The following is a 14,489-nucleotide window of genomic DNA, read 5'->3' as shown; positions in this document are numbered from 1 at the left end:
ACGGACGGTGATCTTCTATCGGAAGGCTCGCGTCCCTTGCTCGACCAGTGAGCCTGTGTCCAGTGCTGGTTCATCCGGGTAGCGGGTTCTTTTCGAAGAAGTCGGCAACGCTCTGATGCAGGGCCTCGGCGAGCGCCTGCTGATGGGCGTTGCGCAGCAGGCGCTGGCAGTCACCGCGGTTGGACATGAAGCCGGTCTCTACCAGCATCGAGGGAATGTCCGGTGACTTCAGCACCGCGAACGCCGCCTTGTTGATGCGGTCGTTGTGCAGATGCGTCACGTCGCCGAGGTTGGTCAGCGTCGTCCTGGCGAGTTTTTCGCTGGCGACATCGGTACCGCGCATCGACAGGTCGATCAGTACGGATTGCACGTCGGGGTCGTCCGAGTAGATGTCGCTGTCCCGCGTCGAGGCGTAGCGATCGGCACTGTTCTGACTTTCGGCGAGCCAGCGCGCCATCGCCGAGCTGGCCCCATGCTGGGAGAGGATATAGACGGAAGCCCCGGAGGCGCTGGTCGACGGGGCGGCATCGGCATGAATCGACATGAACAGGTCGGCGTGATGGTTGCGCGCCATCAGCACGCGTTCGTGCAGCGGGATGAAGATATCGCTGTCCCGGGTCAGCGATGGCTCGAAGCGCGGATCCTGGTCGAGACGCTCCTTGAGATAGTCTGCCACGCCCATCGCCACATACTTCTCGTAGTGATCGTCATGGCTGATACAGCCGGGATCCTTGCCGCCGTGCCCGGCGTCGATCTCGATGATGGCCTTGCGCGGTGCATCGTGTGACTTTGCCTCTGCGGTGACGGCGGCCATCAGCGGGTCCGGGTCGTTGATGCTGACGATCAACTGCGAGCGATGGGCGTCGAGCCGGCGAACATGCGTTTGCGGTTGTTTGAGCGTCTTCAGGTCGAGCACGATGCGTATGCCGCCGCCGCGCTGTCCCGTGCGCACGTCCTTGACGATACCGGCATGCTGGCGAGGCGGTCGTGCCGGCGCGATGCGAGTGACGTGGGGTAGATCGATGACGATGCGGGGCGGATGATCCAGGGTAAAGACGTGATGATCGTCGTTTCCCTCCAGTTCGATGACAAAGCTGGCGCGTTCTTCATCTTCGGTCAGCGTGAATGGGGTGAGCGGATTCGCAAGTGCACGGGTACTGGGGAGTAGGCAGGTGGCCAGCAGGGTGGTGATGAAACGTCTTCTGTCCATGGTGACTGTCCGTGACGGGTAAAGAAAGATGACTCAGAAACCAAGTGATACAATATAACATTGGTGAAATGCCCTGAAACCGTCGTTGCTGCCAGGCACTGTCTGAAAAGTCGACGAGAGATAGCCGAACAGGGCCAGTGCCCAGTCGATGCTCAATGCCGTACGGGCGAGCGCACTCATTTTCAGGCAATGGCTGGCGTGATTCTGTGATGACATAACGCGGCACGACTAGACTAGATTGAGTGGAGTCAACAGAGGAGGACTCCGATGTCTCAATCAACCTGCGCTTGTTCCAAATGTGATTGCAAGGTCACCGATCAATCCATCGAGGCACAAGGCAAGCTCTATTGCTCTCAATCCTGCGCCAGCGGCCACGCCGACGGCAGCAAGGACTGTGGTCACGACTGCCAGTGCGGCTGATACCTGATCGCGATAACGGCGGCGTCCAGCCGCCGTTTTTTTGTTGGTCCGGCCTTCAGGACTCGATAGCTTCCTCCCCCCGATACCCCCCAGCAGCGCCACTCTAAACGCCCGATCCTGCATTCGTTTGACCGGCAGGTTGCCTGGTCGATCGGCCTCAACAAAACCCACGAGGCGATGGCAGGATGATTGTCAGTGCGGTTGCACGCGGGGTTTCCCGGTCATCGAGTCGATTCCAGCGGGTCACCGCCGGTGCTCTTGAGCAGCGGCGCCATCCAACCATCGAATCCCGAGCCGTTGAGCACGACCAGCCTGGCCTGTGGGAGCTGCCGTCAGGCTCAAATGACTCGTCCGACGAACGTTACGGTGACAGTCAGATCAGAGGCCAGGTGTTGTCCACCAAGACGACGAGTGCCGGCAGTCGAGGCAACAACCGGCGGAAGCGCGGGATTCAAGCCGTGTCGACGTCTCCTGGGCCGGCCTTGGCAGGTCGCAAAACCACGCCGGGAAACGGCGATGTCGTAGCCGACGAGGCCGACGGTCAGGCGCGAGGAGAGTGGGTGTTCAACCGAACTGATGCTCGGCATAGATCGACGTCAGCCAATCCAGGAAGACCTTGACCCGGGGTGAGAGCTGGCGGCGCTGCGGGTAGACCGCGTAGAGAGGCAAGCTGGGTTTGGGCCAGTCGGGGAGGATCTCCACGAGCTCGCCTGTCGCGAGCTCGGGGGCAACGTGAAAGCGGGGCAACTGAATCATGCCGCAGCCCTGCCGGGCACATTCGATGTAGTTGGCAGCGTCGTTGACCGTGATCCACCCGCCGGCTTCGAACATCTGCGGGCGGCCATTGATGACCACCTCCAGCGTGCTGTCGATGGCGCCATCGCCTGAGAAGAAGCGAACGACCCGGTGTGATCGTAGCGCTTCAGGGTGGCTGGGGTGGCCGGCACTGGCCAGATAGGCCGGGCTGGCGCAAATGACCTGGGTCATTTCGGCCAACTTGCGGGCAATCAGGCTCGAGTCCTCCGGGATACCGGCGCGTATCGCGCAATCGACCCCTTCTCCGATCAAGTCGACACGGCGGTCCCCGCTGGTCAGGACCAGGTTCAGCTTGGGTTGCTGCTCATGAAACCCCTGGATGCGGGGCAGGACGATCAATTGCGCGTGGGCACCGTGCATCTCGACCCGAAGCACCCCGGAGGGCGTGGTGGAGACCGGGCGCAGGATTGCCTCGGCGTCCTCCAGCTCCGCCAGTAGATGCACGCAGCGTTCGTGGAACGCCTCGCCTTCCGGGGTCGGGCGGACCTGGCGCGTGGTGCGCTCCAGCAGACGAACGCCGAGGCGGCTCTCCAATTGTTGGATGGCGAGCGTGGCAGTGGCTCGGGGGATGTCGAGCGCATTGGCGGCCTTGGTGAAACTACCGCTCTCGACGATGCGCACGAAGAGCGTCATGGCATCGAATTTGTCCATCGTTATTGTTGTCCGTGAATGAATAGTGTTCTCAATTTAACGAATTTATTGATCTGCGGCGAACAGCAATACTCTCCGTCGTTCGTATCGTATGGCAGAAGGCCATAGTCACTCGACCAGGAGAAGAGTCATGACGGATGTCACCCGAAAGATCGCTCTCGTTACCGGCGCCTCTCGCGGTATCGGGCGCTCGATCGCCTTCCAGCTCGCTGATGACGGTTTCATCGTGGTCGTCAACTATGCCGGTAACGCGTCATTGGCGGCCCAGGTTGTCGCCGACATCGAAGACAAGGGCGGCCAGGCGATGACGGTCCAGGCCGATATCGCCGATCCGCAGTCCGTTGCCCGGCTGTTCGACCGGACGCTGGAGACGTACGGGCGCCTGGATGTGGTGGTCAACAGTGCCGGCATCATGGATCTGGCACCGATTTCGATTGCCAATATCGAGCTGTTCGACCGAACCCTGGCGACCAATCTGCGCGGCAGCTGGCTGGTCATGGCGAAAGCCGCGGAGGTACTGCAGGAAGGGGGGCGCATCATCGCGCTCTCCTCGTCGGTGCTGGCGAAATCGTTCCCCGGTTACGGGGCCTACATCGCCAGCAAGGCGGGGGTCGAGGGGTTGGTGAAAGTGCTCGCCAATGAACTGCGTGGGCGCGACATCACCGTCAACTCCGTGGCGCCCGGACCCGTGGCAACCGATCTGTTCCTCGAGGGCAAGAGCGACGAGCAGATCCAGTCGATTGCCGCCATGGCGCCGTTGGAACGACTCGCCCAGCCGGAGGAGATCGCCGGCGTGGTGGGGTTCCTGGCAGGGCCGAGCGGGGGCTGGGTCAATGCCCAGGTGCTGCGCGCCAATGGCGGCTTCGCCTGATCGACAGGGAGAGTTCGATGATGAGTCAAGTCATCCTGGTGGCCGGGGCGTCCAGCGGCTTTGGCCAGCTGCTGAAACCGAAAGGTTTCCAGGAGGGATGAACCGTCCCATGCGTTCGATCCAATAAGTCATCCCTGATGAATCGAGTTCCACCCTCACAGGTCATTGAACAGGAAAAAATCATGCCATTTGCCAACTATAAGTTCCCGGAGGGCATTGTCGATCACGCCCGCAAGGAAGACATCATTCACCGCACCACCGAGATGTTCGTCGAGTATTTCGGAGAGGAGGTTCGACCTTACACCATGGTGTTGGTGGAAGAGGTCGCCGATGGCGGCTGGGGACGGGCGGATGAGACGCTGACGCTGGAGAAGATGGGCTTACCGTCCAAGAGTACCTGATAGGGAATAATGACGGCGTCGGCCCGGCACAGGTGGGGCCGTCCATCGTGCCTTGCCTCTTACGCCGGGCGGCGCCAACGCGGTTCGTGCAAGGAATCTCGACAGGCCTTGGGACCATCTCCGTCTCGAGGCTACTTCCCTGTCGACGATGATCCCGACGTCGATGAAAACGTTACGTAAATGACGTCGAAGGACAACGTTAAGACAACACACCCCGCTGAACCTCCTCATCACCATCCCGCTCTAACGCTCGTCCGAAATCGACGAGCGACGGTCCAACCGCGCTCCACCTGGAAGCCATACAGGATGGTGGAATCATGGATTCGCCCAAGACGCCCGAAAAGCGCCCGGTCCGGCAGGATGCCGACACGTTCACCGATAAACTCTTCAAGACCCTCTCGATCATCGCGGCCTTGGTGCTGGTGTTCGTGATCGGGGCTTTCTCCGTGGTCACCGAGATATTTCCCGGACCGCAGATTCAGCACGCCTACCAGGCGGGGCAGGCGCTCTACCATCAGGCGACCGACTACAACGACGTCTACAAGGGCGATATCTGGCGCCCCCAGCGCACCGATGCCAAGGGCGTCACCCAGTATGATCCCGGTCTCGCCCGCAATGGCCTGACGCTCTACACCGTGGGCACCGAGCCGGCTGCGTATCTCGTCGACATGCACGGCAAGGTGATCCACGAGTGGCGCAAGCCCTACAGCGAGGTGTGGGCCGACGGGAAGGGCGTGGCCAATCCGCGGCCGGACGAGTTCATTCACTTCCGCAATGCGCAAGTGCTGCCCAACGGTGACCTGATCGCGCTCTACGAGGGCAATGGCGACACGCCCTACGGCTACGGGCTGGTCAAGCTGGACAAGGACTCCAATGTGATCTGGCGCTATGCCGGCCGAGCGCATCACCAGTTCGCCGTCGCGCCGGACGGCAATATCTATGCGCTGATCCACGGCATCTTCGACGACGAGATCGAAGGGCTGGACTACCTTGAGCCGCCGCGTCTCGAGGACTCGCTGGTGGTGCTGTCGCCGGAGGGCGAGGAGCTGCAGCGTACCCGCCTGCTGCCGGCGCTCCAGCACTCGCCGTTCAACGAATTGCTGAACAACGTGCCGGGGGTCATGGTGGGAGATCCCATTCACGCCAATGCGGTGGATTACCTCACCGAAGCCAAGGCCCGCAACTTCCCCTTCGGCAATCCGGGCGATCTGCTGCTGTCGTTCCGCGAGACCAGCTCCATCGCGGTGTTCGACCCGCGCTCGCAGAAGATCACCTGGGCGACGCGCGGCCCATGGATTCGCCAGCACGATCCCGACGTATTGCCCAACGGCGATATCGTGATGTTCGACAACCGTGGTCACTACCACACCCCCGAGGGCGAATCGCGGGTCGTGGAGTTCGACCCTCGCACCCTGCAGATCGTCTGGCAGTATGCCGGCACGCCGGAGCGTCCGCTGGAGAGCGAGATCCGCGGCGACCAACATCGACTCGACAACGGCAATACCCTGATCAGCGAATCCGATGGCGGTCGCCTGGTGGAAGTGACCCGGGAAGGCCAGGTTGCGTGGGAGTACGTCTTGCCGACGAGGGGAGGTCCGAACGACGACATGATTCCGATCATCGGCTGGTCGCAGCGGCTCGATCCCGCGAGCTTCGACAGCGACTTCGCCCGGTCACTGGATCTCGGCGACAACGGCGGCTCCGAGGCGCTGCGGACCCGGGCCGATGAAGCCGGAGACGGTGCGCCGGCTACCTGAGATGGCGAGCCGGCGCTCGTCGGCCTCACCTCGGGACGCCATGCCGATGCCGGCATGGCGTTTTGGGTTCAGTCAACCCGGTTTGTATTTGAAGTTGACCAAGGGTCGTGCCACCATTCAGTTAACTCATTAAATCACCAAGGTTGACTGGGCCCATGGCAACGCCTCTCTCGCAAACGCAAAACAGCATGCTGTCGGCTCGAACGGAAAGCCGCGCACCGTCGGCAGCCGAGGGCAGGTCGCTCTCCGCAACGGAAACCACGCCGCTGCGCCACGACTGGCAGCGGGCGGAGATCCAGGCGCTGCTGGAGCGCCCGTTCAACGATCTGCTGTTCCAGGCGCAGAGCGTGCACCGCCAGCACTTCGACCCCAATGCCGTCCAGGTCTCCACGCTGCTGTCGATCAAGACCGGCGCCTGCCCGGAGGATTGCAAGTACTGTCCCCAGTCCGGGCACTACAACACCGGGCTCGAACGCGAGAAGCTACTGCAGGTCGAGGCCGTGCTCGAGGAAGCGCGCAAGGCCAAGGCGATCGGCGCGAGCCGCTTCTGCATGGGGGCGGCGTGGAAGCATCCCAGCGCCAAGGACATGCCCTACGTGCTGGAGATGGTGCGAGGCGTGCGGGCCATGGGACTCGAGACCTGCATGACGCTGGGTATGTTGAACCGCGACCAGGCCGAGCAGCTCGGTGAGGCCGGGCTCGACTACTACAACCACAACCTCGACACCTCGCCGGAGTACTACGGCGAAATCATCACCACCCGCACCTACGCCGACCGCCTGGAGACCCTGGACCACGTCCGCCAGTCCGGCATGAAGATCTGTAGCGGCGGCATTCTCGGCATGGGCGAGAGCGTCGGCGACCGGGCGGGGTTGTTGCAGCAGCTGGCCAACCTGCCCGAGCACCCCGAAAGCGTGCCGATCAACATGCTGATCCGGATTCAGGGCACGCCGCTCGAGCACGTCGAGGATCTCGATCCCATAGATTTCATCCGAACCATCGCCGTCGCGCGTATTCTGATGCCGCGCTCCCACGTGCGACTGGCCGCCGGGCGCGAACTGATGAGCGACGAGACCCAGGCGCTGGCGTTCCTCGCTGGCGCCAACTCCATCTTCTACGGCGAGCGCCTGCTCACCGCGGACAACCCTCAGGCGAGCCATGACCAGCGGCTCTTCGATCGCCTGGGGCTGCATCCCGAGCGCCGCGAGGATGTCGACGACAGTGTCCACGAGGCCGCCCTGCGGGAGCGGGTGACCCGAGCCCGGCTCGACGCCATGGTCACCGACGCCACGGCCCAGGCATGAGCGAGGTCGTGGAGACAACGCGCGAAGCGCGGGACGATTCGCTGGATAGCGTGCTGACGGCGCGGCTGGCGCGCCAGCGGCAACACCAGCGTTATCGCCAGCGGGCGACGACGACCGGCATCGGGCCACGCTTTCGGCGCCAGGGGCGCGAGATGCTGGCCTTCTGCAGCAACGACTACCTCGGGCTGGCGGGGGATCCACGTCTGGCCGAGGCGCTGGCGGAAGGGGCCCGGCGCTTCGGCACCGGCGGCGGCGCGTCGCATCTGGTCTGCGGCCACGGCGAGGCCCACGAACGGCTGGAGCGGCGCCTGGCCCGGTTGACCGGTTATCCGCGGGCGCTGCTCTTCTCCAGCGGCTATCAGGCCAATCTTGGCGTCATCTCCACGCTGCTGGGACGCGGGGACGTGGCACTCCACGACCGCCTCAACCACGCCTCGCTGCTGGACGCGACACGGCTGGCCGGCGCCCGGCTGGAGCGCTTCGCCCACCGCAACGCCGACGATTGCGGCGAACGGCTGGCGTCGCTGGCCGGCCAGCGGCGCGCCCTGGTCGTCAGCGATGGCGTGTTCAGTATGGACGGTGACGTCGCCGACCTGGACCCACTGGCGGCGCAGTGCGAGCGCCAGCGGGCGTGGTTGATGATCGACGACGCCCACGGGCTGGGCGTGCTGGGCGAAGAGGGCGGCGGGACGCGCCAGGCGCAGGGGATCGCGCCGGAACGGATCGCGGCCACTGTCGGTACGCTGGGCAAGGCGCTCGGCACCCAGGGGGCGTTCGTCGCCGGCAGCGAGGCGCTGATCGAGGCGCTGATCCAGTTCTCCCGCCCCTACATCTACACCACCAGTCTCTCGCCCGCGCTGGCGTGGGCAACGCTGACCAGCCTGGATATCGTCGACGACGAGCCGGAACGCCGTGATCATCTCTCCTCTCTGGTCCGACGCTTCCGTCATGAAGTCTCCAGCCTGAGCGAATTCGATCTACACCTGATGCCGTCGGAGACGCCGATCCAGCCGCTGGTGGTCGGGCCGAGCTGGCGCCGGGCGGCGGGCGAGCGTGGTAGCAACGAAGCCGCGGCGCTGGCGCTGGCGGCGGCGCTGCAGGAGGCCGGGCTCTGGTGCAGCGCGATCCGTCCCCCCACGGTGCCGGAGGGTACCTCGCGGCTGCGCTTCACGCTCTCGGCGGCCCATACGCATGACGATCTCGACCGGCTGCTGAGCGGGCTGTTCGAGGCCGCTCGCCGGCTATCCCGCACAGGCCGGCCGGTATGAGCGCGCAGACCCTCTTGCTCCTGCCCGGCTGGGCGCTCGGTTCGGCACCGCTGGCGCCGTTGGCCGATGCCCTGCGTCGGCGGCTGCCCCCGAGCTATCGGGTCGAGTGCATCGAGTATCCCGGCTTGACCAGTCACCGGCCCGAGAGCTGGGTGGCGGCGCTCGACCATGCGCTGCCACAGGACGCCTGGCTGGCGGGCTGGTCCCTGGGCGGGATGCTGGCCACCGCGCTGGCACAGTGGCGCGGTCGTCGGGCGCGGGGTCTGATTGCGCTGGCCGCCAACGCCAGCTTCGTTACCCGATCAGGCTGGCCGCAGGCGATGACCGGGGAAGCGCTGGAAGATTTCCGACACGGCCTGCGGGAATCACCCACCCGGACCTTCAGGCGATTCGCCCGGTTGAGCGCTCAGGGCGGCCGGGACACTCGTCGGCTGGGGCGAGAGTTGCTGGCGGCGCTGGAGACGACGCCACTCGATCAGGCCATGGCCGGATTGGGGGTGTTGTCCTCCCTCGATCTGCGTGAGGTCCCGCCGACGCTGAAGATCCCGCAGCTACATCTGTTCGGGGAAGACGATGCCCTGGTGCCGGCGGCCGCGCGCCACGCCATTGCCGCGCGCCTGCCCCGGGGTGGACGCACGGCATCGATCGCGGATGCCGGCCACGCCTTTCCGCTGGAATACGCCGAGGAGACCGCGGAGCGGATGGCAACCTTCATCCTCGCCGCCGACGCCGACGAGGCCGGCCCATGACCGCGACGACGTCTTCACGCCGCCTGGCTGCCGCCGGGGAGAGCCGCCGGCAGCGGATCGCCGACGCCTTCTCCCGGGCCGCGCCCGGTTATGACGGCGCCGCCCAGTTGCAGCAGGCCGTCGCCGACGACCTGCTGGCGCGGCTGCCGCAACCGGACTCCTGCCGCGCGCTGGTCGATATCGGCTGCGGTACCGGCTATCTGGTGTCGCGCCTGGCCGAGCGCCAAGGTGGGCTTGCCATCGGGCTGGACATCGCCCCCGGCATGCTGGATCAGGCCCGTCGACGCCATGCCGGGCGTTCGATCCATTGGGTGACCGGCTGTGCGGAGTCGATGCCGCTGGCCGATGGCAGCGCCGATCTGATGGTGTCGAGCCTGGCGGTGCAGTGGTGCGATTCGCTCGAGGCGTTTCTGGGCGAGGCCGCTCGGGTGGTGGCGCCCGGTGGCTGGCTCGGCTTCACCACCTTGTGCGAGGGCACGCTGGAGGAGCTGCAATGGGCGTGGCAGCAGGTCGATGGCGAGACCCACGTCAACGAGTTCCTGGCGGAAGCCAGGCTGGTCGAAACGCTGCGGGCTCCCGGCTGGCAAGCGGCCGAAGTGACCATGACCACGCGCCGAACCCACCACGCCACGCCGGCGGAGACGATGCGTGCGCTGAAGCGGATCGGCGCCAACACGATGACGGCGTCGGCGGGGGCCAGTGGTGGCCTGTTCGGTCGTCGCCGCTTCGACCGGCTGGCCCAGGCGCTGGAGCGCTGGCGGGAGCCGGCCGGGATTCCCACCCGCTACCGCGTCGCCACCGTGCTGATGCAACGTCGTTAGCCGCCAGGATCGAGATATGCACGCCTACTTCGTCACCGGCACCGATACCGACGCCGGCAAGACCGTGATCACCACGGGATTGATGGCCGCCGCCAGGCGCCGGGGACTGACCGTCGCGGGCGGCAAGCCGGTCGCCTCCGGCTGCGAGCGCAACCCGCAAGGGTGGCGCAACGCCGATGCGCTGGCCATTCAGGCCCAGTGCCACCCGGCACTACCGTACGAGGCGATCAACCCCTTCGCCTTCGAGCCCGCCATCGCGCCTCATATCGCCGCCCACGAAGCCGGCGTCGCGCTCGACATCCCACGGCTGGCCGAGCCGATGCGAACGCTGCTGGAACGCGGCGCCGATCTCACCCTGATCGAAGGGGCGGGCGGCTGGCGCGTCCCGCTCAACGAGCGCGAGTCGATCCCGGAACTGGCGGTGGCGCTGCAAATCCCCGTGGTGCTGGTGGTGGGCGTGCGCCTGGGTGCGATCAACCATGCCCGCCTGACGCTGGAAGCGATCCAGCGCGACGGGGTGCGCATCGCCGGCTGGGTCGCCAACACGCTCGAACCCGATACCCCGCGCCTGGAGGAGAACCTCGAGGCGCTGACGCACTGGCTCGGCGGGCAGGGCGGCGTCCCCTGCCTGGGCGTGGTGCCGTGGCTCGCTTCCCCGGATGCCGAGACCACCGCCGACTTTCTCGACCTCGAGCCGCTGCTGAACGACCCTGCCTGAACGTCTTCGGCTGAGTGGCAACGGCGAACCCCGGCAAGACTTCACACCGCAAGAGACGACACATGAACCGCAATAGCGACTGGATGCAGCGGGACCTGGCCAGCCTCTGGCACCCCTGCACGCAGATGAAGGACCACGAGACGCTACCCGTCGTACCGATCCGGCGCGGCAAGGGTGTATGGCTGGAGGATTTCGAGGGCAAGCGCTATCTCGATATCGTCAGCTCCTGGTGGGTCAACGTGTTCGGACATGCCAACGACCGGATCAACGACCGGATCAAGCGGCAGCTCGACGAGCTCGAGCACGTAATCCTCTCCGGCTTCACCCATCAGCCGGTGATCGAACTCTCGGAAAGACTCGGCCGACTGGCACCCGCCGGACTCGGCCACTGCTTCTACGCCGACAACGGCTCTTCCGCCGTCGAGATCGCGCTCAAGATGAGCTACCACTACTGGCGCAATGTCGGGCGGCCGGAGAAGCGGCGTTTTCTGACCATCACCAACGGCTACCATGGCGAGACGCTGGGTGCGCTCTCGGTGGGAGACGTGGCGCTCTACACCGATACCTACCGCTCGCTGCTGCTGGACGTGATCAAGGTGCCGGCGCCGGATGGCTTCGGCCTGCCGCGAGACCAGTGGGTCGACCAGGCGCGGGACGCCTTCGCGCACATGGAAGCGGCACTGGCGCGCCACGCCCACGAGCTGGCGGCGGTCATCGTCGAACCGCTGATTCAGTGCGCCGGCGGCATGCGCATGTACCCGCCGGAGTATCTCAGCTGGCTGCGCGAAGCCTGCGACCGCCACGGCGTGCAGCTGATCTTCGACGAGATCGCCGTCGGCTTCGGCCGCACCGGGACACTGTTCGCCAGCGAGCAGGCCGGCGTTCGCCCCGACTTCCTGTGTCTCTCCAAGGCGCTCACCGGCGGCTACCTGCCGCTGTCGGTGGTGATGACCACCGATGAGGTCTACGCCGCCTTCTACGACGACTACTCGACGCTCAAGGCGTTCCTGCACTCCCACAGCTATACCGGCAACCCGCTGGCCTGCGCCGCCGCGCTGGCGACGCTGGATATCTTCGAGCAGGACGATGTGATCGCCACCAACCGGGGCAAGGCCGAGGCGATGGGGCGGCTGGCCGAACCGCTGCGTGACCATCCCCATGTCGGCGACGTTCGCCAGACCGGCATGGTGGTGGCGATCGAGATGGTCGCGGACAAGGCCAGCCTGACGCCTTACGACTTCCGCGAGCGTCGCGGCCTGCGCGTCTACGAGCACGCGCTCTCGCGCGGCGTGATGCTGCGACCGCTGGGCAACGTCATCTACTGGATGCCGCCCTACACGATCTCGCCGGAGGAACTGGCCCTGGTGGCGGAGGTCACCCACGAAGGGCTGGAACTGGCTACCGCGGATAAATAATTTGAAACCCGGCTAGCTACCTGTCGACGAAAGTCGCAGGTCCGTTGGCCGGCACCATGGCGTCCGGCAGCCACCCCGTGGCCGGGGCCACGGCGTCGCGGTGCCTCCAAGGTGATGAAACCGCAGAGGTTTTGGAAGCCGTTTGAAATCTGGCAGGAGGTCAGCGGTTTTCCGGCGAATGATTTCCCTGCGCTGGAGTGACTCGCATCATACGTCATACATGACTACAGGATTCATCCATAAGCGCCATTTTTGGTAGAAGCCTTACCCTGATGGCGGCTAAGTACGGATTGTTGGCATGGCATCGTTTCTCACATAGTGACTTCGCCGATGGGGCTTTTTCTTTCCAATGTCAGAATTAAAACGGCCGTTTTTGGTCGTTGAAAATGACAGGAGAAGAAACCGGCTCCAGGAGAGTATTCCCATTCCTGTGTGGAGAGTGTCATGTCCATCTATCAGAGCGATATCGATTCACTCGAGCGATTGCGTCTGGAACAGAACGGCCGCTGGAACAACATCGATCCCGAAAACGTGGCACGGATGCGGGCCCAGAACCGCTTCCGTACCGGTCTCGACATCGCCCGCTACACCGCCGCCGTGATGCGCCGCGACATGGCGGCCTACGACCGGGACCCTTCCCGCTATACCCAATCGCTGGGATGCTGGCACGGCTTCGTCGGTCAGCAGAAGATGATCGCCATCAAGAAACACCACGGTACGACTCAGGGCCGGTATCTCTACCTGTCCGGCTGGATGATCGCCGCCATGCGTTCGGAATTCGGCCCGCTTCCCGACCAGTCGATGCATGAGAAGACGGCTGTCCCGGCCCTGATCGAAGAGCTCTACACCTTTCTTCGCCAGGCGGACGCCAGGGAGCTGACGCTGCTTTTCCGGGAACTGGACAGCGCCAGGAAGCAGGGCAACGAGGTGATGGCGCGAGGCATCGTGGAGAAGATCGATAGCTTCGAGACCCATGTCGTCCCGATCATTGCCGACATCGATGCCGGCTTCGGCAACGAGGAGGCGACCTATCTGCTGGCGAAGAAGATGATCGAAGCCGGCGCCTGCTGCATCCAGCTCGAAAACCAGGTGTCGGATGCCAAGCAGTGCGGCCACCAGGATGGCAAGGTCACCGTCCCCCACGAGGACTTCGTCGCCAAGATCAACGCGGTTCGCCATGCATTCCTGGAACTCGGGGTGGAGGAGGGCGTGATCGTCGCCCGGACCGACTCGCTGGGCGCCGGCCTGACCCAGAAGCTGCCGGTCAGCAAGGAGCCGGGGGATCTCGCCCACCAGTACAACAGCTTCCTCTGCACCGTGCCGATCTGCTCGGCGGACGATGTCAACGAGGGCGATACGGTGATCAAGCTCGACGGCGACCTGCGCAAGCCACTGCGTCTCGCCAACGGACTCTACCGTTTCCGTTCCGATACCGGCGAGGATCGCGTCGTGCTGGACTGCATCAACGCCCTGCAGAACGGCGCCGACCTGCTGTGGATCGAGACCGAAAAGCCCCATGTCGGCCAGATCGCCGGCATGGTCGACCGCATCCGCCAGGTCGTGCCGAATGCCAAGCTGGTTTACAACAATTCGCCGTCGTTCAACTGGACGCTCAACTTCCGTCAGCAAGTCTTCGACGACTGGGAACGGGAAGGGCGGTCGCTCGCAGGCATCGAACGCGGCCAACTGATGAGCGCGGCCTACGACGACTCCGAGCTGGCGCAGGAGGCGGATCGTCGGATCCAGGCGTTCCAGCGCGATGCGGCCCGTGAAGCCGGCGTCTTCCACCACCTGATCACCTTGCCGACCTACCACACGGCGGCGCTCTCCACCGACGAGCTGGCCGAGGGTTACTTCGGCGAGGCCGGGATGCTGGCCTACGTCGCTGGCGTCCAGCGCCGGGAGATCCGTCGAGGCCTGGCCTCGGTCAAGCATCAGGACATGGCCGGTTCCAACCTCGGCGACGACCACAAGGAGTACTTTTCCGGTGCCGCAGCGCTCAAGGCCGGTGGCGGGCTCAACACCATGAACCAGTTCGGCTGAGCCTCGTCTTTCCATCCAGCCTGCAACGACGGCGGGCCATGTCTC

General features: G+C 64.8%; 13 protein-coding genes. 11 read left to right on the top strand and 2 right to left on the bottom strand.

The window, feature by feature from the left end:
* Positions 1-70: 70 nt before the first annotated feature.
* A complete protein-coding gene (locus tag DOM56_RS18315) occupies positions 71-1,210 on the bottom strand; it encodes an N-acetylmuramoyl-L-alanine amidase (protein WP_110710450.1) in 1,140 nt (379 codons plus the stop codon).
* A gap of 267 nt (positions 1,211-1,477) precedes the next feature.
* On the opposite strand from DOM56_RS18315, the gene DOM56_RS18310 reads away from it, so the two are divergent.
* A complete protein-coding gene (locus DOM56_RS18310; RefSeq protein ID WP_110600529.1) occupies positions 1,478-1,630 on the top strand; it encodes a metallothionein in 153 nt (50 codons plus the stop codon).
* Positions 1,631-2,194: 564 nt separating this feature from the next.
* Here the strand turns inward: DOM56_RS18310 and DOM56_RS18305 are convergent.
* Positions 2,195-3,097 (bottom strand): LysR family transcriptional regulator, encoded by a 903-nt coding sequence (locus DOM56_RS18305; protein WP_110710449.1) that lies wholly within the window; start codon positions 3,095-3,097, stop codon positions 2,195-2,197.
* A 130-nt stretch (positions 3,098-3,227) separates the two neighbouring features.
* Between DOM56_RS18305 and DOM56_RS18300 the strand changes: the two genes are divergently transcribed.
* The 10 genes from DOM56_RS18300 (at position 3,228) to DOM56_RS18255 (ending at position 14,444) form a co-directional block, all read left to right on the top strand.
* Positions 3,228-3,968, top strand: coding sequence for an SDR family oxidoreductase (locus DOM56_RS18300; protein WP_110710448.1), 741 nt, complete (start codon positions 3,228-3,230; stop codon positions 3,966-3,968).
* 182 nt (positions 3,969-4,150) lie between these two features.
* Complete coding sequence (locus DOM56_RS18295) at positions 4,151-4,369, top strand: 4-oxalocrotonate tautomerase family protein (RefSeq protein WP_110600539.1); 219 nt, start codon at positions 4,151-4,153, stop codon at positions 4,367-4,369.
* Between the two features lie 317 nt (positions 4,370-4,686).
* Positions 4,687-6,126, top strand: a complete 1,440-nt coding sequence (locus tag DOM56_RS18290) for an arylsulfotransferase family protein (RefSeq protein ID WP_110710447.1) — start codon at positions 4,687-4,689, stop codon at positions 6,124-6,126.
* A 155-nt stretch (positions 6,127-6,281) separates the two neighbouring features.
* Entirely contained in the window at positions 6,282-7,430 is a 1,149-nt protein-coding gene (gene bioB, locus DOM56_RS18285) for a biotin synthase BioB (protein ID WP_348627146.1), read from the top strand.
* Between the two features lie 8 nt (positions 7,431-7,438).
* The gene (gene bioF / locus DOM56_RS18280; protein WP_348627145.1) at positions 7,439-8,698 is read left to right on the top strand and encodes an 8-amino-7-oxononanoate synthase; all 1,260 of its coding nucleotides are present in this window, start codon (positions 7,439-7,441) and stop codon (positions 8,696-8,698) included.
* Positions 8,695-9,447 carry an alpha/beta fold hydrolase gene (locus tag DOM56_RS18275; RefSeq protein ID WP_110710445.1) on the top strand — a complete coding sequence of 251 codons (753 nt, stop codon included), beginning with the start codon at positions 8,695-8,697 and terminating at the stop codon, positions 9,445-9,447. Before bioF ends, DOM56_RS18275 begins: the two co-directional genes overlap by 4 nt.
* Entirely contained in the window at positions 9,444-10,268 is an 825-nt protein-coding gene (locus tag DOM56_RS18270; protein ID WP_110710444.1) for a methyltransferase domain-containing protein, read from the top strand. The genes DOM56_RS18275 and DOM56_RS18270 overlap by 4 nt, the downstream gene beginning before the upstream one ends.
* A gap of 16 nt (positions 10,269-10,284) precedes the next feature.
* Positions 10,285-10,986, top strand: a complete 702-nt coding sequence (gene bioD, locus DOM56_RS18265) for a dethiobiotin synthase (protein ID WP_110710443.1) — start codon at positions 10,285-10,287, stop codon at positions 10,984-10,986.
* Positions 10,987-11,048: 62 nt separating this feature from the next.
* Positions 11,049-12,401 carry an adenosylmethionine--8-amino-7-oxononanoate transaminase gene (locus DOM56_RS18260; protein ID WP_110710442.1) on the top strand — a complete coding sequence of 451 codons (1,353 nt, stop codon included), beginning with the start codon at positions 11,049-11,051 and terminating at the stop codon, positions 12,399-12,401.
* A 444-nt stretch (positions 12,402-12,845) separates the two neighbouring features.
* Positions 12,846-14,444, top strand: coding sequence for an isocitrate lyase (locus DOM56_RS18255; RefSeq protein WP_110710441.1), 1,599 nt, complete (start codon positions 12,846-12,848; stop codon positions 14,442-14,444).
* Positions 14,445-14,489: the final 45 nt, after the last annotated feature.

It is taken from the genome of Salinicola sp. CR57, assembly GCF_003206585.1.
GTDB lineage: Bacteria > Pseudomonadota > Gammaproteobacteria > Pseudomonadales > Halomonadaceae > Salinicola > Salinicola lusitanus.
The sequence above is the reverse complement of the archived record's forward strand: the minus strand, read 5'-3'. Positions and strand labels throughout refer to the sequence as shown.

Coding starts and splice junctions, on each gene's coding strand:
- DOM56_RS18315 (WP_110710450.1), bottom strand. CDS start 1,210: ATGGACAGAAGACGTTTCATCACCACCCTGCTGGCCACCTGCCTACTC.
- DOM56_RS18310 (WP_110600529.1), top strand. CDS start 1,478: ATGTCTCAATCAACCTGCGCTTGTTCCAAATGTGATTGCAAGGTCACC.
- DOM56_RS18305 (WP_110710449.1), bottom strand. CDS start 3,097: ATGGACAAATTCGATGCCATGACGCTCTTCGTGCGCATCGTCGAGAGC.
- DOM56_RS18300 (WP_110710448.1), top strand. CDS start 3,228: ATGACGGATGTCACCCGAAAGATCGCTCTCGTTACCGGCGCCTCTCGC.
- DOM56_RS18295 (WP_110600539.1), top strand. CDS start 4,151: ATGCCATTTGCCAACTATAAGTTCCCGGAGGGCATTGTCGATCACGCC.
- DOM56_RS18290 (WP_110710447.1), top strand. CDS start 4,687: ATGGATTCGCCCAAGACGCCCGAAAAGCGCCCGGTCCGGCAGGATGCC.
- bioB (WP_348627146.1), top strand. CDS start 6,282: ATGGCAACGCCTCTCTCGCAAACGCAAAACAGCATGCTGTCGGCTCGA.
- DOM56_RS18275 (WP_110710445.1), top strand. CDS start 8,695: ATGAGCGCGCAGACCCTCTTGCTCCTGCCCGGCTGGGCGCTCGGTTCG.
- DOM56_RS18270 (WP_110710444.1), top strand. CDS start 9,444: ATGACCGCGACGACGTCTTCACGCCGCCTGGCTGCCGCCGGGGAGAGC.
- bioD (WP_110710443.1), top strand. CDS start 10,285: ATGCACGCCTACTTCGTCACCGGCACCGATACCGACGCCGGCAAGACC.
- DOM56_RS18260 (WP_110710442.1), top strand. CDS start 11,049: ATGAACCGCAATAGCGACTGGATGCAGCGGGACCTGGCCAGCCTCTGG.
- DOM56_RS18255 (WP_110710441.1), top strand. CDS start 12,846: ATGTCCATCTATCAGAGCGATATCGATTCACTCGAGCGATTGCGTCTG.